Source organism: Pusillimonas minor, from assembly GCF_014237865.1.
Lineage (GTDB): Bacteria > Pseudomonadota > Gammaproteobacteria > Burkholderiales > Burkholderiaceae_B > Neopusillimonas > Neopusillimonas minor.
Genome location: NZ_JACJUU010000004.1, coordinates 26,364 through 48,848, shown reverse-complemented (window position 1 = coordinate 48,848; position 22,485 = coordinate 26,364). Strand labels below are relative to the sequence as shown.

The following is a 22,485-nucleotide window of genomic DNA, read 5'->3' as shown; positions in this document are numbered from 1 at the left end:
TACGGGAACCGGCCCACGAAAGGCCGACGTCGATAATAGCGCATGCCGGAGCCGCACGAAGCTCCGGCGAAGTAACCGCAATGCGGGTTGACAGCTAGGCGGCCGCGCGTCGCGCAACTTCCACCCCTTGGTTAGCCAGCGCGTCTGCCTTTTCATTTCCCGGGTCACCGGCATGACCGCGCACCCATTGCCAGGTCAGCTCGTGCTCGTGGGTGAGTTCGTCGAGCATTTGCCAGAGATCGGCATTTTTGACCGGCTTTTTGTCGGCCGTACGCCAACCCCGACGCTTCCAGTTATCGAGCCATTCGGTCATACCTTTTTGCACATACTGCGAATCGGTATGAATGACGACCTTGCAGGGGCGCTTCAAGGCCCGCAGTGCCTGAATAACGGCCATCAACTCCATACGATTATTGGTGGTTTCGGGCTCGCCGCCACATAAACTTTTTTCGTGACGCCCCTGACGCAAATACGCGCCCCATCCTCCCCACCCGGGGTTTCCTTTACAGGCACCGTCTGTCCAGATATTGACCGGTGCGGTGTGTTGCAGACTCATGCTTTCCTTGTTGATTTAACCTAACTGCCGGCCTGACGCTGGCTGGCCACGACGGCGGCGCGGCGCATGCGGCGCTTCTTCTTGCCCTTCCAGGCCGGCCCCACCAAGCGCACAGAGGCAACGCGCTTGACGGCCGCCACCACATAAACGGCGCCGCACACCGGCCACCAGCGGTCGCCTGCGGCGTCCATGAAAGACCAGCGCTGCAGCCAGCGCTGCGTAAAACAGGGCGCAGCGTAGCAACCAAAGTGGCCCCGGTCAATTTCAAGGGACAACAACTTGAACCAGTCTTTCAGGCGAGGCAACGACACCTGCATATGGGCCGGCACCGGCACCAACGGGTCAACGCCCGGCATGCGCGCCTGCGCCCCCCAGAGGCTCCAGGGGTTGAACCCCGAGATCACCAGCCGACCCTCGGGCACCAGCACCCGCTCGGCTTCGCGCAGCACCTGATGCGGGTGATTGGAACACTCGAGAACATGGGGTAATATCAGCAAGTCGATAGACTGGCTTTCGAAGGGTAGTTGCTCGGGCTGGGTATACAGCGCCGGGCTTGCCCCCATCAGGCTGTCTTCGCTTAAACCCGAATGGGTGTGTATCTTGTGCGGTATGCGGTTTGCGGCCAGCAAGTCCCAGTGCGGCAACCCCACCTGTACCGCGTGGTAGCCAAACGCGTTGGTCACCATACCATTGGTTTTTTTCTGCTCCCAGTTGCGCACGTACTGGCCTGCCGGCGTTTCCAGCCATGCGGCCAGTTCGGTGATCAGCGGTTGGTCCAACTCAAACACACAAGCTCCTTGCGCCATGGTTAATACTACTCAAGACCCGAAAACAACCCGTCTGGTTCCGGTTCCGGCATTTTCCGACAACTATATCTGGTTAATTCGCAAAGGCAACCACGCCGTTGTGGTCGACCCGGGCGACGCCGCCCCGGTGCTCGAACAACTACAAGCCCACAACCTGGTGCTCGACGCCATTCTTGTCACGCATCACCACCCCGATCATGTCGGCGGCGTACTCGCGCTTAAAGAAAAAACCGGCGCCACGGTATACGGCCCCATCGGGGAAAAGCTTCCGGTGTGCGACCACGGCCTGAAAGAAACCGACGAAGTCGGGCTCGACCACCTTGGGCTGACGCTGTCCGTGCTCGACATCCCCGGCCACACGGCAGGCCATATCGCCTACTTTGGTTACCTCGATGACGACCAACCGGTTGTTTTTTGTGGTGATACACTATTTGCCGCAGGTTGCGGGCGTCTTTTCGAGGGCACCCCGGCCGATATGGTGAATTCGCTGGGCAAATTACAAGCGCTGCCGCTAAACACGCTGGTGTGCTGTGCCCACGAATATACCCTGTCCAACCTGCGCTGGGCGCTTGCCGTCGAACCGGCAAACCCCATGTTAAAAAAACGCTGGGAATCGGCGCAGCAAGCCAGGTCGCAAGGCTTGCCTACGCTGCCCTCCACCATCAGCCTCGAGCTCGAAACCAACCCGTTCATGCGGCCGCTGCAAAGCGCAGTCATTGAAGCCGCCCAGAATCATGCCGGCAAGCCGCTTAGTTCTGCGGTGGCTGTGTTTGCATGCCTGCGCGAATGGAAGAACAATTTTTAACGCAGTACCCATGCTTTCACGACTATTTACGTTACTACTGGTAGTGCTACTGGCGGGTTGTGCCCACCAAAACGCGCAAAAATCCGACCGCTCTCCCTATGCTGCCGTCGATACTTCGCGCACCATCGACCTCACCAACCCACCCACCGATATCTGGGACCGCGTCCGTCGCGGTTTCGCCATCCCCAATCTTAACGACCCGCTGGTCGACCACTGGACAAACTACTACGCCTCGCATCCGCAATCGGTTTACCGCATGAGCGAGCGTGCCAAGCGCTACATTTACTTTATTGTCGACGAGCTCGAACGACGGGGCCTGCCCACCGAGCTGGCCCTGCTGCCCTTTGTCGAAAGCGCCTACAACCCCGAGGCCTACTCGCGGGCCAAAGCATCCGGACTGTGGCAATTTATTCCCAGCACGGGCTTGCACTTCAATTTAAAACAAGACAACTGGCGCGACGAGCGCCGCGACCCGGTGGCCTCAACCCACGCCGCCCTCGAATACCTGACCTACCTTTACGAATTCCAGGGCGACTGGTACCTGGCACTGGCGTCTTACAACTGGGGCGAAGGCTCGGTGCGCCGCGCCATCGAAAAAGCCGAAGCAGCGGGCGACGGCACCGACTACCTGTCGCTGAAAATGCCCGACGAAACCCGCAACTACGTACCCAAGCTGCAGGCCATTAAAAACATCATCGCCGACCCCAAAAAATACGGCATGACGTTGCCGCCTGTCAGCAACACCCCTTATTTCACAGCCATACGCAAAACCCAGACCATGGCGGTCGAAGACGTTGCCCGCCTTGCCGAGATGCCGCTCGAAGAATTCAAAGCCCTGAATGCGTCATTTAATCAAACCATTATCGTGGCCGACGACGCCCCCGAAATCTTGTTACCGACGCACCGGGTAGACATTTTCAAGGCCAACCTCGAGGCCTACAAAAACAAGCAACTGATTGCCGCCGAAGGCGGTGTTCAACTGGCATCTCTTGACACCACCGGCGGGGCGGCGCCACCCATGCCCACCGCCATTACCCGGCTGCCATCGGCCGGCAAGCCAGCCACCAAGGTCGTCAAGCGGGGGCCCAGCGCACGCACCCATACCGTCAAAAAGGGCGAAACCCTTTACGCGCTGGCCAAACGCTACAACACATCGGTACAAGAATTGCGGCGGCTAAACAATCTTAAAAGCAACAACCTGGGGCTAGGCACGCGACTGCGCGTTCCGGGCACCAACGTTCGCGGCTGACACAACCAATCATCACCAATACAAAAGGCTCAATCATGGGTTTTCTTAAAAACAAACGCATCCTGATCACAGGCGTTATTTCCAACCGCTCTATTGCCTACGGTATTGCCAAGGCCTGCCACCAGCAAGGTGCCGAACTGGCCTTCACCTATGTCGGCGATCGTTTCAAAGACCGCATTACCGAATACGCCGCCGAATTTGGCAGCGACATCGTGCTGCCCTGCGATGTAGGCGATGATGCGCAAATCGAATCGACCATCGCCGAAATTGGTAAGCGCTGGGACGGTCTTGACGGCCTGGTTCACGCTATCGGATTTGCGCCACGCGAAGCCATCGCCGGCGATTTCCTCGACGGCCTGTCGCGCGAGGGCTTCCGGATTGCGCACGACATTTCGGCCTACAGCTTTCCGGCGCTGGCCAAAGCCGCCCTGCCGCTGCTTAAAGGCCGGAACAGCTCGGTCTTGACGCTGACCTACCTGGGCGCTGAAAAAGTCGTTCCCAACTACAACACCATGGGCCTGGCCAAAGCCTCCCTCGAAGCCAGCGTGCGTTATCTGGCCAATTCGTTAGGCCCCATGGGCATTCGCGCCAACGGTATTTCAGCCGGCCCCATCAAAACATTGGCCGCCAGCGGCATCAAAGATTTTGGTTCGATTCTGAAGTATGTCGAGGCGCACGCCCCGCTGCGCCGTAATGTCACCACCGAAGACGTCGGTAATGTAGCGGCATTTCTGCTGTCTGAACTGGCTGCAGGCGTTACCGGCGAAATCACCCACGTCGACGCCGGGTTCTCTACGGTTGTACCGGGCATGGAATAAACCGGCGGCGCCAACTACCACCTTAACCGGGGAACGCAACCCCCGGTTCACCGGCACGCCACACCGGGTATTTGTGCATCACCGAGGCCAACAACGCTGACTCAAGAAATGCCTTGAGCCAGCGTTTTGTTTGGGGCAGCGGTTGCGCATCGAACGCATCGGCGTCGGTATGCGCAAACTGCCGCACAAAAGGGGCAATCGCCATATCAGCCAGCATGGGGTGAGCCCCGAACAGGTACGGCGTTTTATCCAGGCGCGCCTCCAGGCCCTTCAACCAGGCAACACCCGCATCACGATGCGGCTCGGGCCGGGTGTTTTCGTAGCGCTGCGGGTATTTGTAGCGGTCAAGATGAAACTTGAACTGCGTATCGCACGCTTCAACCAAAGCCAGCATGTCTGCCAGGTTTTGCGGCGCCAGCCACCCCTGCGGGTCGTGCCGGCGCAGGGCCCACAGCATAATGTCAAGACTTTGATCAATGACTGTACCGTCGGTATCGACAAGCACGGGTACGGTACCTTTGGGCGACGCCTGCAACATCGCGGCCGGCTTGTCTCGTAGAACAATTTCACGCAACTCGCAACGTGTACCGCTAACGGCAATAGCCAGACGGGCGCGCATGGCATAAGGGCAGCGACGAAACGAATACAAGACGGGGCGCTGCACGTCAAACGCCCCCAGCCCGATGGCCGCCGCCGCGCTCACCGTTACTTGCCCTTCTGGCCTGCCAGCGCGGCCAGCCGGGCCTTTTCTTTGGCAGCGGCCTTGGCGGCTTTTTGAGCCTCGAGGTGGGCGCCGATGTGGCGCTCGCGGCGCTGCGCGGCCAGTTCGGTTTGCTTCTGACGTTCGCGAAACCGCTGCTTTTGTTCATCGGTGTGTTTGTCGTGACAATGCGGGCAGCTGACGCCGGCCTCGAAATGTGGCGACAACTTGTCGGCGTCGGACAACGGGAAGCGGCACGCACGGCAAAGTTCGTAACTACCCTGATCGAGACCGTGCACTACGGAAACGCGCTCGTCGAAAACAAAACATTCACCATCCCACAAGCTTTGCGCTTCGGGCACGGTTTCGAGGTATTTCAGAATACCGCCTTCCAGGTGGTAGACCTCGTCGAACCCTTGCGACCTGAGATACGCCGTGGATTTTTCGCAGCGAATACCCCCGGTGCAAAACATGGCCACTTTCTTCTTTTGCCGCAATACCCCACCGTCGGTGGATTCTTGTTTGACCCAGTCCGGGAACTGCGTGAAGCTGACGGTTTCGGGGTTAACGGCCCCTTTAAAGGTGCCAATGGCCACTTCGTAATCGTTGCGGGTGTCAACCACCACAACGTCAGGGTCGGTAATCAGCTGGTTCCAGTCTTCGGGCTTAACGTACTTGCCGGCGCGGGTCTCGGCTTCGACATTGGGAATACCCATCGTCACGATTTCGCGCTTGAGCTTGACCTTCATGCGATAAAACGGCTGCTTGTCGGCCCACGACTCTTTGTGCGTGAGCGTTGCCAGGCGCGGGTCGGCATGCAAATAGGCCAGCACCGCCCGAATACCGGCCTCTGGGCCGGCAATGGTGCCGTTAATGCCCTCTTGGGCCAGCAACAAAGTGCCGGTAACGTCGTTGTTTTGGCAAACCTCAAGCAACGGCGCCTGCATATCGCGGAAGTTATCGAGACGAACAAATTTATATAGGGCAGCGACCAGAAATTGAGCCATAGGGGTAACACATCAGCGTAACGTCAAAAACGCCATTTTACCCTGTTCACCCCAGGGTTATTACCCCCGGCTTTGCTCGCCAAAACTGACAGTACAAATGAAAAGCACCCCAAAAACCCGACGAGTGTCCGGCGCTTGGGGTGCAATTCTTGCGGGCACGCAGATGTTAGCTGTCTCGCTTGCGCCCGTAACGATCGTTACCAATACTGCCCATGCTGATGATGCGTGGGGCGGAAGCCTGTTTGGCGCGTTCGTGGTTGGCGGACAATTTAACGCTGGCCTTGAACGGGCGGAACGGGGTGGGAGTGCGCGGTTTAACCAACATCTGGAACCTCTCGAAAATATTACGATTATTCGGAATGGTTTAGAACTGCGACCCCTAGAGTACCCCTGTTTATCGACAATTTGATGACAAAGCCGTCATTTTCAGGGTTATTCCTAGGAAAATAACGGCTTTTAAAAACAACAACGCCCGAATCGGCCAACCTACAACACGGCGGCAAAAGCCCGGGCGACGCGATCGACATTACCGGTATTCAAACCCGCCACACAAATACGGCCAGACTCGATGATGTAAACACCGAACTCATCGCGCAGGCGGTTCATTTGGGCGGCCAATACTGGCGCATAGCCAAACATACCGCGCTGAGCCAGTAAAAAGTCCCAATCAACATTGGGTTGAGCCGCACACAACCCCTGGTGCAACCGCTCACGCATCGACTGAATGCGCACACGCATCTCGTCTACCTCGCTGCGCCAAAGCGCGTTCAGCTCGGCATCGTTCAATACCGTTTGCACCAGGCTGGCGCCATACGCAGGTGGGCTGGAATAGTTGCGGCGCACGGCCTGCTGCATTTGACCCAGCGCGCGGCTGGCTTCGTCAGCATTGGCGCAAACCATACTCAGGCTCCCGCAGCGTTCGCCGTACAACGAAAAAATCTTCGAATATGAATTGGCAACCAGGAAAGACTGATTAGCCTTGACCAACGCACGGATCAAATAGGCGTCCTGTTCAAGCCCTTCGCCCAACCCTTGATACGCCGTATCAAGAAACGCGATCAATTGGCGCGACGCGATAATGTCAACGATTTCATCCCACTGCGCCGGGCTCAGGTCTGCCCCTGTGGGGTTATGACAGCATGGGTGCAGCAACACCAGCGTTTGCGCCGGCAACTGGCGCAACGCGGCCGCCATGGCGTCAAAATCAAGGCGCTGGGTGTCGCGGTTGAAATAAGGGTAGGTATCGACCTTGAACCCGGCACCTTCGAGAATGGCACGATGGTTGTCCCAGGTCGGGTTGCTGATACGTGCCTCGATGGCAGGGAAAAACCGGCGAATGACATCGCTGCCGACCTTAAGCGCACCCGACCCCCCAACCGTTTGAATAGTAGCCACGCGCCCCTGTTTGATGACGTCGGCGTCTTGACCGAACAACAGCGCCTGACTGACCTTGCAATAGGCCGGGTCTCCGCTCATGGGCAAGTACATGCTGGGCTGAGTCGACTGTGCCACCCGGGCCTGCGCTTCGATGACCGACTTAAGACGGGGCACATTACCCTGGTCGTCGTAATACAAACCGATGCTGAGATTGGTTTTGTCGGCGCGGGCATCGTCGCGATAGGCCAACTGAAGAGACAAGATAGGGTCGCCTGCATAGGCAGAAAGCACGTTGAACAAGGTGTCGTCCTGTTGCCGCGGTGCCCAAGAACACCGCCGCTAAAAGCAGTTGATGAAAACGGCCATTTTATACCTACAAAATGCAACAGCCGTGTCATGCCGCGACCCGTTGCACCACCCCTTGTCGAGCGGCACGGCATGGCCCGGGTGGTATGATCAATCGCCTCTTCTGGTGATCATCAACTATGGATTCCGTCACTCAAGCCGTACTGGGCGCCAGCGTCTCTGGCGTCATGCTGGGCCGATACCACGGCCGCAAAGCCTATATTGCAGGCGCCGTTCTTGGCACCTTGCCCGACCTCGATGTCATCATTCGCTACGGCAACCCCATCGCCGACATGATCAACCATCGCGGGTTTTCGCATTCGGTGTTTGTCCTGACCGGGCTGTCGTTTTTGCTGACCTGGCTGATACGCAAGTGGCCCCCAGCCACGCAGTACGACTGGAAACGGCTATTTGCCACCCTGTGGCTGATCTTCATCACGCATGTATTGGCCGACGCCTTCACCAGTTACGGCACGCAACTGTTCTGGCCCTTTATGCCAACGCCAACCAGTTGGTCAAGCATCTTCATTATCGACCCGTTCTTTACGCTACCCATGCTGCTGGCTGCGCTGGCGGCCTTTGCCTGGGGCTCGCGGCCGGCCGTGCAAAAAATGAATGCCTGGGCATTAGGCTGGTGCGTGGTGTACCTGTGTGCCTCCCTGCTGGCCAAAAACCTGGTCGAATCGCGCGTACGCAGCACCCTGGCACAAAACGGCGTCAGCGTTGACGCCGTGTTTTCAACACCGGCGCCCTTCAATATTTTGCTGTGGCGCGTTGTAGCGCGCACCGACAGCGACCACTACTTTGAATACGTCACCAGCGTGCTCGACGACCAGCCCCGCGAGCACATCAAAGCGCCGCTTAACACCGCACTGGCCAACCAGTTCCCCAATGCCGACATGCTTAATGGGCTGCGCTGGTTTTCGGGGGACTGGATCCGCTACGACGTGATCGATAAGCAACTGGTAGCCACCGACTTGCGCATGGGCCTGGCGACGGGCTATTACTCGTTCCGGTTCAGGGTGGCCCAACAAGACGCCAACGGCAACTGGGCGATTGTAGAACCATCGCGCTGGCCGTCAGACCGCGGCCTTGAAGCCCTGACGGCGGTCATCGCACGCACCATCAGCGCCAGCCCGGCGCTACCTCTGCAGCAATGGGAAACCCGCATGCGCGCTGCGCCCTAGGTCGCGTGCGCCAAAATCCGGGCGACCAGCGGGTGCTGTTCGCCCCGACGGTTTTTTATGGCAAAAACCTCTTCGCGCACCCGATCGTCGCCGCCCAGCCGACGCAAGCCTTTTAGCAACCCCGTGTGCAGGGCGCCAAACCGACTGACCGGGAACACGCCCAGACCCTGAGCCGCAAACACCGCCATCAGGGCGCTGTCTTCGAACTCGCCCACCACATTGGGCTGCACCCGAATGTCGGCAAACCAGCGATCGAGCGAGGCGCGCAGTTCGGAATGCCCGGTGGGCAACAACACCGGGATAGTTGCCAGGCACGCCGGAAAGGCAAGGACATGTTTTTTGTTGACCCACGCGGACGGCCCGAACCAGTCGACGGGCGACGACACTAGCGGTTCGCTGGTGACCCGCAAATTGGGGTTAACTGGCGCGGCCTGCCCCGCCAGCACCAGGTCAATGTGATGCAGGGTCAGCTCGGCCAGCAGCGGGTCGAATTCGCCCTCGTGACACACCAGATGCAAGTGGGGAGTGGCCAGAACTGGCTTTAACAACGCATGGGCGGCAAGCTTTGAAATGCCGTCAGACAACCCCACAGCCAGACGCACCACTGGCCGCGATGCCGCCTGCAGCACCTCTTGCGGCAAGCGCTGGCCCAGCTGAAAGATTTCTTCGGCGCGGGCGAAAGCGGCATTGCCCGCATCGGTAAGCGCCACCCCTCGCCCGGCAGGCTTGAGCAGCTGACACCCTAACGACTCTTCGAGCGCGCGCACCTGGGCAGACACGGTTTGAACCGCCACCCCCAGGCGATCGGCCGCCCGCGAAAAGCCGCCCTCTTTGCCCACGACCCAAAAATAATACAGATGCCGATAATTGATCATAGTTCGAAAAAACCGAAGTTATATTCAATTTTATGATGGTTTATTAGAACTGACCAGACGGGCACAATTGGCGCTGTTTTCCCATCTGACTTAATTTCAATGGCAACCGCATCATGACTGAGCTCATTTCGTTTCTTGCGACACCCATGGCCAGCATGCCCCTTTGGGCCTGGCTATTCTTCTTTCTAATCGTTATTACCCTGCTGGTGCTTGACCTGGGCGTGCTGCATAAAGAGCAGCGCGAAATCGGCATCCGCGAAAGCCTGCTGCTGTCGGCGGGGTACATTACCGCGGCCCTAATTTTTGGCGGCTGGGTCTGGTGGTATATGGGCGCCCAGCAGGGCCTTGACTACTACACCGGCTTCCTGATCGAAAAGTCGCTGTCAATGGACAATATTTTTGTCATTGCGCTTATTTTTAGCTACTTCGCCATCCCGCCAAAGTATCAGCACCGTGTGCTGTTCTGGGGTATTTTGGGTGTCATTGTGCTGCGCGCCATCATGATTGGCCTGGGCGCCGCCCTCATCAACGAGTTTGACTGGGTACTGTACATTTTTGGCGCGTTCCTGGTGTTTACGGGCGTCAAAATGTGGATCATGGCCGACGCCGAGCCCGACCTGGCCAAGAACCCTGTTTTGAATTTCGTCAAAAAGCACATGCCGCTGACCAACGAACTTCATGGCAATTCGTTCTGGGTGAAAAAACCCGACCCGAAAACCGGCAAGCTGGTGCGCATGGGCACCCCGCTGTTCCTGGCCCTGGTCATGGTCGAGCTGACCGACCTGGTGTTTGCCGTCGACTCAATCCCGGCTATTTTCGCTATCACCACCGACCCGTTCATTGTTTACACCAGTAATATTTTTGCCATTCTGGGTTTACGCGCCCTGTACTTTGCACTGTCGGCCATGATTCACCGCTTCCATTACCTGAAGTACGCGCTGTCGCTCATTCTGGTCTTCATTGGCTCCAAGATCTTCCTGGTCAACATAATCGGCAAGATCCCGGCCTGGGTATCGCTGGGTGTGACCATGACGCTGATTGTGGGCGGTATTATCGTAAGCTTGAAGAAAACCGCCGCCCCTAAAGACGCCCACTAAAGCGGGCCGGGCGGCTACCGGAGACATCATGGAATTTTCACAATCTGTCATTGACCGCGTCGTCGCCCGCCAGGGGTGCCTGCACCCCTACGACCACTTCAAGGCCGCAGAAACGGCGTTTGTGGTGGTCGACCTGCAAAATTTCTTTACGCAACCCGGCTACCTGGGTGAATGCAAAGCGGCCCGGGCCACGTTCCCGGCCGTCAATGCTTTGGCGGCCGCATTACGCCAGGCCGGCGGGCACGTCATATGGGTGCAAACCAGTGCCGACGGCGCCGAAAAATTCTGGTCGCACTTCCAGCACAATATGCTGGCGCCCAAAAACAGTGCGCGACGCCTGACCGAACTGTCTGAATCGCACGAAGGGTTTCAAATCCCCAATGCGCTTCGCGTCGACCCGTCTGACACCCGCGTCATCAAACGCTACTACAGCGCGTTAAGCCCTGGGTCATCCAACCTTCACGACGTCCTGCAAGCCAAAGGCATCAAAAACGTACTGGTGGGCGGCACAGTTACCAATGTCTGCTGCGAGTCAACCGCCCGCAACGCCATGATGCTGGACTACGTGACGGTCATGGTGCACGACACGCTGTCGGCGGTTACTCCGCAAGAACACCAGGCTTCGCTTGAAGGCTGGCTGCTGTTCTTTGGCGACGTACTAGGCACCGACGAAGTCATTGCCCGGCTGCGCACCGACTGATCATTTTTGTGCACGATCCTGACAGGTCGTGCATAAATCCGATAGTCGGACCCTTCCGCTGCACATTACTGTTTGGTTACAGCCAGGCGGGTGTTCCCCGCCCCGGCCAAACCTGTTGAACACAACTTATAGTGCATCGGAGACCTCATGAAAACCAATAACTTCCTGAACAGGGACCACTTCCTGCTGGGCACTTTCTCAACCAACTGCTCGGGCGGCATGACCGTTTCGAAGCTGCCAAACCGCTGGAAAGCCGACTGGGAAAGCAACCTGAAAATCGGCAAGCTGCTGGACGACGCCGGCATGGACTTCATGCTGCCGATTGCCCGCTGGATTGGTTACGGCGGCGAAACCGACTTTCATGGTTACGTACTTGAAACTGTGACCTGGGCCACCGCCCTGCTGGCCAACACCAAGCAGCTGACAGTATTTGCCACTATTCACACCTCAGCCAACCACCCTGTGGTCATTGCCAAGCAAATTGCCACCATGGCGCAAATCAGCGGCGAGCGCGTCGGCCTGAACATTGTGGCCGGCTGGAACAAACCCGAATACGAAGCGCTGGGTTTGACCCTGCCCGATGACCACGAAACCCGCTACGGCTATGCCCAGGAATGGTTCGACATCATCAAGAAACTGTGGAAACACGAAGGCCGCTTTGACTGGAACGGCAAATACTTCCAGCTTAAAGGCACTTACGGCAACCCCAAGCCGCAAACCATGCCACCCATTTATAACGCCGCCGGTTCGGGCCTGGGCCGCGAGTTTGCTGCACGCAACGCCGACTTCCTGTTCACTCCGGCCATCGACCTGGAACGCTCCAAAGCCGAAGTCGCCGAGCTTAAACAGCAAGCGCTTGACCAGGAAGGCCGTAAAGTGGGCGTGCTGACGTTCTCGCACGTTATTTGCCGCCCCACCGAGGCCGAAGCCAAGGCCGTCTGGCAGTCGCTGCAAGACAACGCTGACTGGGCTGCCGTCGACAACCTGATCCGTCTGCAGTTTGCACATGCCCATTCGTTCCCGCACGACCTGCTGGCCCTCATTCGCGAGCGCTTTGCCGCCGGTCATGGCGGCTTCCCGCTGGTGGGTACGCCCGAACAGGTCGCAGACGGCATTACCCAACTGCACGAAGCCGGTTTCGGTGGTACTACGCTATCATTCTTCGATTACGCGGAAGAGTTTCCGTATTTCCGTGATAACGTGCTGCCCATCCTTGAATCACGTGGCATTCGCAAAAAATTCGTATGAACGACGCATTACTCAACCAGGAATTCCGGGCCGCCATGCGCCAACTGGCGGGCGGCGTCTCGGTCATCACCGCCGCCAACGGCAACGAGCGAACCGGCCTGACAGCCACATCGGTGGTGTCCATCTCTATGGACCCACCCGAGCTGTTTATTTCGGTCAACCAGACCTCGTCGTCGTGGCCCGTCATCGAAAAAGCCGGCAAGTTCGGTATTAACGTGCTGCAACACGGCCAGCAAATTGTGGCCGAGCACTTTTCGGGAAAAGGCGGGCGTAAAGGTGACGACCGTTACGCCGACGATGACTGGTATCAAACGCCTGACGGCGTCTGGCTGTCGCGCCGGGCGCTGGCCGCTTTTGCCTGCGATGTCGAAAAGGTCTGGCTGCATCGTCAGCACGCCCTTATTGCCGGCAAGGTTACCCGTATCGACATCAACCCGGGGCCCAAGCCGCTTGCCTATTGGCAAGGCCATTACGGGTCGTTTTCGGGCCAGTAACCCGTACAGCAAAACAGCACCCCGGGGAAACCCCCAGAGGCAAAAAAACAGTTTAGGTATAAACTGTTAGCTTTATGTCATTGGGGCGTTTCCCCCGGTTTGCCAGCCGCATTTTCCGGCTTCAGGCCTGCCCGGGCGCCGAAGGAAAATGCACATGCAGGCGGCATCCAACGCGCAGTCGCGCAGCCATTTGTTTAGTCGTTTCCCAAAATTCACATCGCACGATGCCGAAGAAGTCAGGCATCAGGTCAGCCGTATTTTTTGCGACCACGACCTGAAAGTGGTGGGAAAATCACAGGCGCTTAATACCCAAATACACTTTCGCCCCGGCAAACGCGTTAGCTACGGCCGCATGCTGTATGGTGCCACCGTCGACATCGAGCCGGGCAAGCTGAACGATTTTTTCCTGATACAAATCCCGGTTGCCGGGCAAGAAACCATCGAATGCAACCGGCAATCGGTGCAGTCAAACCCCAGTCTCGCCACCATCATCAGCCCCGATCTCGAATTTCGCATGCGGCACGAACGTCACGCCGAAAAACTGTTCATCCGGGTAGAGCGCAACGCCTTCGAACAGCAATGCGCCCAGTATTACGGGCAAGGGGTGCGCGGAGCTTTAAATTTTGACCCGGCCATTCCGCTAAATACACCGGTCACACAATCCCTCAAGCGCTTGCTCGACTGGCAATTGCTCGAAGCCTCTGAAGGCGACCTCTTCAACCAGCCGCTGATTGCCGCCCGTTTCGAAGAAACCCTGATGGTTTCGTTATTAAGCAGTTTGTCGCATAACCAGCAGCATGCCTTCGACCCCGCCATTGTCGCTCCGGGGTTTATAAAACGCGCCGAAGACTACATCCAACATCACGCCCACCTGCCGCTTACCGCCGGCGACATCGCCGAGCATGTCGGGGTCAGTATCCGCAGCCTGTTTGCCGGGTTCCGCAAATATCGCAATACGTCGCCCATACGGTTACTTAAATCGGTTCGGCTTGACCGCGTCCGTGCCGACCTCCAACACCCCACTACCCACACCAACGTCACGCAAGTGGCGTTGCATTGGGGGTTTACGCACCTGGGCCAGTTCTCGGCCGACTACCAGCAACGCTTTGGCGAGCTACCGTCGGCCACGCTCAAGCGGCACGTATCCTGAACCATAAACCGTAAAGCGCCGGCACAAACAGCAGGGTAATGGCTGTCCCCACGGCCACACCGCCAATAAGCACAAACGCCAGCGGCCCCCAAAAGGTGTCCAGGGTCAGCGGCACAAACGCCAGCACAGCAGCCAGGGCCGTCAGCACCACCGGCCGCGCGCGCTGCACGGCCGCCTCAACTACGCCTTCCAAAGCCGTCATACCGGCTTCAAAATTGTCGGCAACCTGCTGTGTCAGGATGAGGGTGTTGCGCATCAAGATACCGGCCAGCCCGGTCAGGCCCAACAAGGCCACAAAACCAAACGGCTGGTTGAACAGCAACAAGGCCAATACGGCGCCAATCAGGCCCAACGGGGCGGTGGCCACCACCATGAATGTCCCTGAAAAAGAACGCATTTGCAGCATGATGAACACCAGCATGGCGGCAAACATAACCGGCTGCAACTTTTGAATAGAAGACTCGCCCTTGCCCGATTCTTCGATTGTGCCGGCCATTTGCAACGCATACCCCGGGGGCAATGTGTCGCGCACCGGCGCCAGCGCCCGCCAGATCGACGCACTGACATCATTGGGCTGCGCCCCCTGAACATCGGCCTGCACCATGAGGGAACGCTGCCGGTTATAGCGTTTGATCAAGGGTTCTTCGAAGCGGGTTTCAACCTGGCCCAGCTGGGCAAAGGGCACTTTACGGCCTTCAGGGGTCAGGATTTCGATCTGGCCCAGGGCGTCGGCTTGTGCCTGCGTGTCGTCAAGCCAGGGCCGTTGCATGCGGGCCACCACATCGACAGTGCGGATATTTTGGCGTAGCTGACTGATGACCAGGCCATCGAGCTGAAACTGCAACTGTTGCGATACCTCGAGCGGCGTCAACCCCAGCAGCCGCAAACGGGCATTGTCCATCGACAAATGCAATTGCGGCGCACGCTCGTCCCACTCGAGGTGGGCATCGAGAATGTGAGGATTCGCTTGCATATGCCGGCGTACCGCGTGACCAATATCACGCAACACCTGCGGGTCGGGCCCGACAACCCGAAAAGCCACCGGCCACACCACAGGCGGCCCATACAACAGACCGGTCACACGCACGCGGGCTTCGGGGAATGCCCCGCTGGCGATGGCCTGCTGCAGACGTGTGATCACCCGGTCACGTGCCTTGGCATCGTGTGTGACGGCTATCAGTTTGGCGAAAGCAGGGTTAGGCATTTCGGGGCTGGCAGAAATAAAGAACCGCGGCGCCCCGGCGCCAATGTAGGCCGACAAACTGCGGATATCGTCGTCGGGGGCAAGCAAAGCCTCGATTTTGCTCACCGTCGTGTCGGTTGTCGTCATACTGGACCCCTGCGGCAAATAAACGCTCACCAGCACTTCCGGCCGATCGGACGCCGGAAAGAACTGCTTCTGCACCACGGTGGCCATGCCCACAATGGCCACCACCAGCAACCCCACCGTGGCAAAAACAACTGTTTTCCGGTGCACTACGCACCACGTCACCCACGCGCGCAAACGACGATAACCCGGCGTTTGGTACGCGGCCGTGCCACCATGATGCGCCGGCATGTCGGGCAACAATTTAACGCCCAGGTAAGGCACAAACACCACCGCCACCAACCACGACACCACCAGCGCAATACCCAACACCCAGAAAATATTGCCGGTGTACTCGCCCACCGCCGATTGTGCAAACCCCACCGGGATAAACCCCGCGACGGTCACCAAGGTGCCAAACAGCATTGGCGCCGCCGTCACATTCCAGGCATGTGCCGCCGCACGCACACGGTCCCAGCCGGCCTCCATTTTGACCAGCATCATCTCGACCGCAATAATGGCGTCATCGACCAGCAACCCCAAAGCCAATATCAGCGCGCCCAGCGTAACGCGATCGAGGTTGATGTTCATCAGCAGCATGATCAGAAACGTAATGCCCAGTGTCAGCGGTACGGCAACCCCTACAATTAATCCGGCCTTCACCCCAATAGCCAACATGCTGACCGCCACCACGACGGCAATCGCGACAAAAAACTTGACCTGAAACAGGCTCACCGCCCCGGCAATGGCCTCGGCCTGGTTGGTCAGCACTTCGATGTTCATACCCAAGGGCAGCGTCTCACGCTCTTTGGCGATGAACCGAGACAACCGCTCACCCAGCTCAAGACCATTCACGCCACTTTCCATGACCACACCGACCAGCATGGCATCGTTACCGCGTGACCGGACCAAATAGCCCGGCGGGTCTTCATACCCCGGCGTGACTGTTGCAATATCGGACAGGCGAATCAGACGATCGCCAATGCGCAACGGCACGGACGACAGCTCATCCAGATCAGAAAGATCAGTATCGAGCCGCAAGTAAACCCGCGGTCCCTCGGTTTCAAGGCGGCCCGCAGGCAACAACCGGTTATGGGCATCAATGGCCTGAAACACCGCCTGCGGCGAGATGCCCAGATTATTCAGGCGTACAGGGTCAAACTCAACAAACACACGCTCGGACCGTTCCCCAAGAATAAGTGCCTTGCGCACGCCGGGCACCATGCGGATGCGGTCGCGCAAGGCTTCGGCGTCTCGGGTCAGTTCGCGCATAGGCAGGCCCGGGGCCGTAAGGGCCACCAGGCTGAAGTAAACATCGGCGAAGTCGTCGTTGACGATTGGCCCCATAACGCCGGCCGGCAAACTGACGGCCTCTTCTTGCATGCGCTTTCGTACTTCGTAGAACAGGTCAGGCACTTGCGCTTTCGGGGTGTGGTCGAAAAACTCGACCTGCAAACTGACCTGCCCCGGACGCACCGAGGTCTCGATCTTGTATAGGCTGGGGACTTCCTGCAGACGCTTTTCAAGGCGGTCGGCCACCTGTTGCTGCATTTCTTCGGGCGTTGCCCCCGGCCAATATGCCGACACCACCAAAGCACGTACCGTAAACGGTGGGTCTTCGGCGCGCCCAAGCGCCATGAACGCGTAAATGCCGGCAATAACCGCCAAAATCAAAAAAAACAGGGTGATTGCACGCTCTTTAACCGCCAGTGCCGACAGATTGGGGAAACTCATTTGCCATGTTCCCGCACAGCCATGCCATCGGCCAGCAAATGGGCGCCCAGGGCCACAATAGTGTCCCCGGCCTGAAGCTCGGCACGTATCAGGGCAGTTTCGGTATCGAGCCTTAACAAGGTGACTTGAACAGGCGTGACGGTGCCGTCTTTAAGCTGCCAGACACGGGGGCCATCGCCCCGCTCGTTCAGGGCGCCTACGGGTACCCTGAACGTGTTGGCCCCGGCATCGTCAGACGAAAACGCCAGCCGCTGGACGCTGCCCAACTGCAATGCCGGCGCCAGTGCCGGCAGGGCGTATCGGGCCCGCAAGGTACGGCTTTGCGCATCGACCGCACCTGCGGATTCGCGCAACTGCACCGAAACGGCCTGCCCATTCAGGGTTAGCTCCCCCTGCCGGGGCGGCACCTCGCCCTGCGGAAAATAAACTTCAATCTCGCGTTCGCCGGCATGCGCCAGCAAGGCCACCGTCTGGCCTGCCGCCACCACTTGCCCGACATCACCCGTCACGTCAATCAATACGCCATCGGCCGGCGCCAGCAGGCGCGCATACTCGAGCGCATTTTTTGCCTGCGTCTGGCGCGCCAATGCCCCTTGCAACCGGGCCTGTGCTTCTTGCAGCACAAGCTCGGCCTGGTCGGCCGCCTGACGGCTGACGGCATTACCGGCCAGCAACTGCCGATGCCGGGTCAGGTCGTCTTGTGCAATACGCTGCGCTGCACGGGCAGCGGCCACGCCTGCCTGAGCTTCGCGATACTGCTCGTCGAGGTCACGGGTGTCGAGCTGAAACAGCGACACCCCTTTTTTTACAGTTTGCCCGGCATCGACGGCACGCACCACGATGCGGCCCGGCACCTGAAACGCCAACGGCGACTCGACACGCGCACGTACCACGCCGGACAAGCTATACGACGACGCCTCGGCCGCCTGCAATGCCCATGTTTTGACATAGGGTGCCGGCGGTGCAGCGGCCGTATCCCGGCCCTCGCCACACCCCGACAGGGACAATGCCAACACCGCCAGGCCCGCTACCCAAAAACGCATGAAAAACCCCAATTCTGAACTGAACCGAATCGTACCGTATGTACGCGACTCGATGCAGGGCAAATTTTAAATAAATAAACAATACTAATTAATTCATTAGATATTCAAATTTCCATAATGACTTGGCATGACTTTAAATAGACAGATGTCTGCTTCAGCCCCAAAGGAACCTAGCAAAACCATGTCAAAAGAATGTGAAATCCTGATTGTCGGCGCCGGTATTGGTGGCCTGAACCTTGCCCTTAATTTACATGCCGCCGGCATTTCGTGCCGCCTGTACGAGGCCGTGCCCGAAATTAAACCCCTGGGCGCTGGCATTAATGTATTGCCCCACGCCGTCAGTGTGCTCGACCGCCTGGGCCTGGTGCCCGAGCTGGAAAAGGTAGGCGTTAAAACCAAAGAATCCATTTTCTTTGACCACCACGGGTCGTTTGTTTACAGCGAACCGGCAGGCCTGGACGCAGGCTATGCCTGGCCTCAGTTTTCGATTCATCGCGGCGACCTGCAATTTGTGCTGATCGATGCGGTAAAGCAGCGCCTTGGCGACGACGCCATTGTGCTCGACCGTAAATGCACCGGCGTCACCCAGGACGACAACGGCGTTACCGCCACTTTTGTCGACAGCAACGGCAAACCCTACGAAGTCAAGGCGTCTGTACTCGTAGGCTGCGACGGCATCCACTCCGCCATCCGCAAGCAGTTTTACCCCAATGAACGCGAGCCCCGGTTCTCGGGCATTAATATGTGGCGTGGCGTCACCCCCATGAAGCCCTTTTTAAGCGAAGCCAGCATGGTTCGCGCCGGCTGGCTCGACGTGGGCAAGATGGTGATTTACCCCATCCGGAACAATATCGATGCCGAGGGCAACCAACTCATCAACTGGGTAGCCGAAACGGTATCCGACCGCCCTGTCGTTCGCGACTGGACGCGCGCCGGACGCCTTGAAGACTTCTTTTCGTACTTCGAAGAGCGCCACCACGACTGGCTGGATATTTCGGGCATGATTGCCAAAACCGAAACTATTCTTGAATACCCCATGGTCGACCAGGACCCGCTGCCACGCTGGAGCTTCGGGCGTATAACCCTACTGGGCGATGCCGCTCACCCCATGCTGCCGCGGGGTTCGAACGGTGCCGGGCAAGCCATTCTCGACGCCCCCTGCCTGATCGAGCAATTCAAAAAATACGGCATTAACGAAGGCGCGTTAACGGTGTACGACCGCATCCGTAACAAAGCCACGACCGATGTGGTCTTGTTCAACCGCAGTGCACCGCCCGACACCATTCTTAAAGAAGTGCACGACCGCACAGGCGGAAAGCCCTTCAAAGACATTAACGACATTATCAGTCGTGAAGAATTGCAGGCCATTTCGAACCGCTACAAAAGCGTCGCTGGCTTCAAAGTCGAAGACCTTCAAAAGAAACCTGTAACCAGTTCAGCAGCATAAGCCCGCAAGCATTACCAAATCAAAATAAACCAAGGAGACAAACCATGAAACCTTTCAAGAAAGCACTGAGCACCCTGGCCCTGGCCTGCGGCCTCATCGGCGCCGGGCAAGCACATGCCGAAGACCTGAAAATCGGCCTGATCCTGCCTTTATCGGGTCCATTTTCGACGTTGGGCAAGCAAATTCTCGACGGCGTCAAACTGTACATGAACGTACACGGCGACACCGTCGCTGGCCGCAAAGTCGAGCTTCTATTGCGCGACGACACCGGCATTGCACCAGCTGTCAGCCAGCGGGCAGCACAAGAGCTGTTAGTTAACGAAAAAGTCAATATTTTGGCTGGCTTTGGCTTTACGCCTGCAGCGTTTGCTGTAGCCCCCCCTGTCTGAAAGCACAAAAACGCTTATGGTGGTCATGAACGCAGCAACGTCGTCCATTACAACCAAGTCGCCCTACATTGTGCGCACCGCATCCACCATGGGCCAATTTACGGCCCCCATGGCCATGTGGGCTGCCAAAAACGGCATAAAAAATGTCATTACCCTGGTGTCTGACTACGGGCCCGGGCACGATTCTGAAAAACAGTTTGTCAAAACCTTTACCGAAAACGGAGGCAATATTGCGGCGCAAATTCGCATGCCCGTGCAAAGCCCCGACTTTTCCCCGTTCCTTCAGCGTGTCAAAGATGCAAAACCTGACGCCGTCTTTCTGTTTGTGCCTGCGGGTGAACAAGGCGTTGCATTTATCAAGGGCTACCGCGAACGCGGTCTAGATAAAGAAGGCATCGAACTGATATCAACCGGCGACATCACCACCGAAGACCTGATTGCCGCGACCGGTGACGCCGCGATTGGGTTGAAAACGTCCTTCACCTATTCCGAGGCGCACGACTCTGACGTCAACCGAGAATTCAAACAGAAGTACAAAGCCATGTACCCGAACCAGCGCCCCACGTTCCTGACGGTTGGCGGCTACGACGGCATGCACCTGATCTACGAAACACTGAAGAAAACCGGTGGCAAATCAGACGGCGATACCTTCTTGGCCAGCGCCAAGGGCATGGCTTGGGAAAGCCCTCGCGGCCCGATCTCCATCGACCCTGAAACCCGCGACATCATTCAGAACGTTTACATTCGCGAAGTAAAGAAAATCGACGGCTTGCTGCAGAACGTAGAGTTCGACGTCATCCCCAACTTCAAAGACCCAGGCAAACAGCCCTGATTACCCGTTCAACTGCCGGGCCGGGCCCGGCAGTTGAACGGTAGTAGCGCTGTCATCAGGGCACTTGGGCGTCTACCCGCAAAGCAACTGCCCAACCCACGCAAAAAAACCTGCAACGGCAACGTTGCAGGTTTTTTTTGGCCCATGGCAGGGTACCCGACGCAAAGCCAAAACGAGGCCCATGGTAACGGGTGAAGGTATTTACACCGCCTTGGGACGCGGCCGTTTGTGAATTTCGCCCAGCGACGCATAGAACGGCCCGCCCAGACGGGCAACAGGGTCCATCGCGACGCTATCAATGTGACGCCCGTCGAACACATTTTTGTCGACGTGGAAGGCAACGATTTCGGCAATATACAAAGTGTTGATGCCGGTACCCAAAGGCACCACTTGCGACAAGCGGCATTCCATTTGTGCGGGCGACACTGCCACCCGCGGCGGCTTGACCAACCGACTGGGCAGCAACGGAATATCAAGCACCTCGGCCTCGCTGACATGGGCCGGGTATTCGGCACTGCTTTGGTTCATCAGGTCGAGGGCCGCAGTGGGCGTAATATTGACCACAAATTCGCCGGTATCGCGAATATTACGCGCCGAATCTTTAAGCGTGCCGTCGTCTTGCAGCGCAATGTTGACTGCCAGCATGGGTGGGCTATGCGCCACATAATTAAAAGAACTGAACGGCGCCACATTAACGACACCTTCGGCGCTTTGCGAGCTGACCCATGCCACAGGCCGCGGCACCACCAGCCCGGACACCATTTTGTACCCCATACTGGGGTCGATTTCCGACGCCAGCAGCGTCGTCATGTCGTCGTTTTGAAATACTTTCATTTATATAAACAGTTGAATGGCAGGAAGAAAATCGTCTGAATTTAACAGTTCCACGCGTTTTTCGACAATCTGGAAGCTAGCCCCCGCCGGTCTGAGCGTATAAAACGCACGAGCACCCAGCACAATCTGCCGCCCGGCCTGGTGCTCCATATAGACCAATTGAGTGCTCAACTTCGACAACCCGCCATCAGCATCCGCACACAGTACCTCGGGTTGCTGCATTACATGCATACAACGCACTTTTGGTTGCAAAGAAAACGCGCGCGGGTGCGAAAGACGCTCGACCCGCAACGCCAATAACATTTTGTTCTCTAACGCAATGGCAACCTGCGCATCTCGTTCGGTGTGCTCGGGCCGGGTCGGGACCCAATACACGCCATCATCCGCGAACAGATCGTACCAATCGCGGTACCTCCCCTCATCAAGCATGCGACTCTCTGCATACACAAAAGCCACCAATTGCGACTGAATATCCAGGGTTTGCAT

The 22,485-nt window shown here is 57.8% G+C and carries 21 protein-coding genes and 1 pseudogene; 11 read left to right on the top strand and 11 right to left on the bottom strand.

All coding sequences use genetic code 11. From position 1 onward, the window contains the following. Positions 1-94: 94 nt before the first annotated feature. Positions 95-556 (bottom strand): ribonuclease HI, encoded by a 462-nt coding sequence (gene rnhA / locus GTU67_RS06930; protein ID WP_185779375.1) that lies wholly within the window; start codon positions 554-556, stop codon positions 95-97. Between the two features lie 20 nt (positions 557-576). Further along, positions 577-1,335, bottom strand: a complete 759-nt coding sequence (locus GTU67_RS06925) for a class I SAM-dependent methyltransferase (RefSeq protein WP_249417624.1) — start codon at positions 1,333-1,335, stop codon at positions 577-579. 25 nt (positions 1,336-1,360) lie between these two features. Between GTU67_RS06925 and gloB the strand changes: the two genes are divergently transcribed. From gloB to fabI, 3 genes are read left to right on the top strand one after another with little or no spacing between them, the layout of a single operon-like run. Further along, complete coding sequence (gene gloB, locus GTU67_RS06920) at positions 1,361-2,167, top strand: hydroxyacylglutathione hydrolase (RefSeq protein ID WP_185779373.1); 807 nt, start codon at positions 1,361-1,363, stop codon at positions 2,165-2,167. 10 nt (positions 2,168-2,177) lie between these two features. Next, positions 2,178-3,416, top strand: coding sequence for a transglycosylase SLT domain-containing protein (locus tag GTU67_RS06915; RefSeq protein WP_185779372.1), 1,239 nt, complete (start codon positions 2,178-2,180; stop codon positions 3,414-3,416). A 35-nt stretch (positions 3,417-3,451) separates the two neighbouring features. Next, positions 3,452-4,234, top strand: coding sequence for an enoyl-ACP reductase FabI (gene fabI, locus GTU67_RS06910; RefSeq protein WP_123660413.1), 783 nt, complete (start codon positions 3,452-3,454; stop codon positions 4,232-4,234). Positions 4,235-4,256: 22 nt separating this feature from the next. Here the strand turns inward: fabI and GTU67_RS06905 are convergent, their stop codons facing one another. From GTU67_RS06905 to GTU67_RS06890, 4 genes are all read right to left on the bottom strand, one after another. Then, positions 4,257-4,853 carry a glutathione S-transferase gene (locus GTU67_RS06905; RefSeq protein WP_185779563.1) on the bottom strand — a complete coding sequence of 199 codons (597 nt, stop codon included), beginning with the start codon at positions 4,851-4,853 and terminating at the stop codon, positions 4,257-4,259. An 86-nt stretch (positions 4,854-4,939) separates the two neighbouring features. Then, on the bottom strand, positions 4,940-5,941 hold the full coding sequence (gene trhO / locus GTU67_RS06900) for an oxygen-dependent tRNA uridine(34) hydroxylase TrhO (RefSeq protein ID WP_185779371.1): 1,002 nt from the start codon (positions 5,939-5,941) through the stop codon (positions 4,940-4,942). 166 nt (positions 5,942-6,107) lie between these two features. After that, positions 6,108-6,266 (bottom strand): hypothetical protein, encoded by a 159-nt coding sequence (locus GTU67_RS06895; protein WP_185779370.1) that lies wholly within the window; start codon positions 6,264-6,266, stop codon positions 6,108-6,110. Positions 6,267-6,427: 161 nt separating this feature from the next. Continuing rightward, positions 6,428-7,618 (bottom strand): amino acid aminotransferase, encoded by a 1,191-nt coding sequence (locus GTU67_RS06890; protein WP_185779369.1) that lies wholly within the window; start codon positions 7,616-7,618, stop codon positions 6,428-6,430. Between the two features lie 185 nt (positions 7,619-7,803). Between GTU67_RS06890 and GTU67_RS06885 the strand changes: the two genes are divergently transcribed. After that, a complete protein-coding gene (locus GTU67_RS06885; protein WP_185779368.1) occupies positions 7,804-8,850 on the top strand; it encodes a metal-dependent hydrolase in 1,047 nt (348 codons plus the stop codon). On the opposite strand, the gene GTU67_RS06880 is transcribed toward GTU67_RS06885, so the two are convergent. Continuing rightward, complete coding sequence (locus GTU67_RS06880; protein WP_185779367.1) at positions 8,847-9,725, bottom strand: LysR family transcriptional regulator; 879 nt, start codon at positions 9,723-9,725, stop codon at positions 8,847-8,849. The two genes, GTU67_RS06885 and GTU67_RS06880, sit on opposite strands and share 4 nt — an antisense overlap. Positions 9,726-9,838: 113 nt before the next feature. Between GTU67_RS06880 and GTU67_RS06875 the strand changes: the two genes are divergently transcribed. From GTU67_RS06875 to GTU67_RS06855, 5 genes are all read left to right on the top strand, one after another. Further along, entirely contained in the window at positions 9,839-10,822 is a 984-nt protein-coding gene (locus tag GTU67_RS06875) for a TerC family protein (protein WP_185779366.1), read from the top strand. Positions 10,823-10,850: 28 nt separating this feature from the next. Next, entirely contained in the window at positions 10,851-11,522 is a 672-nt protein-coding gene (locus GTU67_RS06870) for a cysteine hydrolase family protein (RefSeq protein WP_185779365.1), read from the top strand. A 147-nt stretch (positions 11,523-11,669) separates the two neighbouring features. Continuing rightward, the gene (locus GTU67_RS06865) at positions 11,670-12,770 is read left to right on the top strand and encodes an LLM class flavin-dependent oxidoreductase (RefSeq protein ID WP_185779364.1); all 1,101 of its coding nucleotides are present in this window, start codon (positions 11,670-11,672) and stop codon (positions 12,768-12,770) included. Beyond that, a complete protein-coding gene (locus GTU67_RS06860; RefSeq protein WP_185779363.1) occupies positions 12,767-13,264 on the top strand; it encodes a flavin reductase family protein in 498 nt (165 codons plus the stop codon). Before GTU67_RS06865 ends, GTU67_RS06860 begins: the two co-directional genes overlap by 4 nt. Before the next feature lie 154 nt (positions 13,265-13,418). Then, positions 13,419-14,414, top strand: coding sequence for an AraC family transcriptional regulator (locus GTU67_RS06855; protein ID WP_185779362.1), 996 nt, complete (start codon positions 13,419-13,421; stop codon positions 14,412-14,414). Here the strand turns inward: GTU67_RS06855 and GTU67_RS06850 are convergent. After that, a complete protein-coding gene (locus GTU67_RS06850) occupies positions 14,395-17,454 on the bottom strand; it encodes an efflux RND transporter permease subunit (protein ID WP_185779361.1) in 3,060 nt (1,019 codons plus the stop codon). The genes GTU67_RS06855 and GTU67_RS06850 overlap by 20 nt on opposite strands. Then, a complete protein-coding gene (locus tag GTU67_RS06845) occupies positions 17,451-18,497 on the bottom strand; it encodes an efflux RND transporter periplasmic adaptor subunit (RefSeq protein ID WP_185779360.1) in 1,047 nt (348 codons plus the stop codon). The genes GTU67_RS06850 and GTU67_RS06845 overlap by 4 nt, the downstream gene beginning before the upstream one ends. Before the next feature lie 181 nt (positions 18,498-18,678). On the opposite strand from GTU67_RS06845, the gene GTU67_RS06840 reads away from it, so the two are divergent. Together GTU67_RS06840 and GTU67_RS06835 are read left to right on the top strand one after the other, a co-directional pair. After that, positions 18,679-19,944, top strand: coding sequence for a flavin-dependent oxidoreductase (locus GTU67_RS06840; RefSeq protein ID WP_185779359.1), 1,266 nt, complete (start codon positions 18,679-18,681; stop codon positions 19,942-19,944). Between the two features lie 44 nt (positions 19,945-19,988). Next, a pseudogene (locus tag GTU67_RS06835) lies at positions 19,989-21,165 on the top strand (ABC transporter substrate-binding protein). Between the two features lie 201 nt (positions 21,166-21,366). Here the strand turns inward: GTU67_RS06835 and GTU67_RS06830 are convergent. Together GTU67_RS06830 and GTU67_RS06825 are read right to left on the bottom strand one after the other, a co-directional pair. Beyond that, complete coding sequence (locus tag GTU67_RS06830; protein ID WP_185779358.1) at positions 21,367-21,999, bottom strand: flavin reductase family protein; 633 nt, start codon at positions 21,997-21,999, stop codon at positions 21,367-21,369. Beyond that, the gene (locus tag GTU67_RS06825) at positions 22,000-22,485 is read right to left on the bottom strand and encodes an aromatic-ring-hydroxylating dioxygenase subunit beta (RefSeq protein WP_249417623.1); all 486 of its coding nucleotides are present in this window, start codon (positions 22,483-22,485) and stop codon (positions 22,000-22,002) included.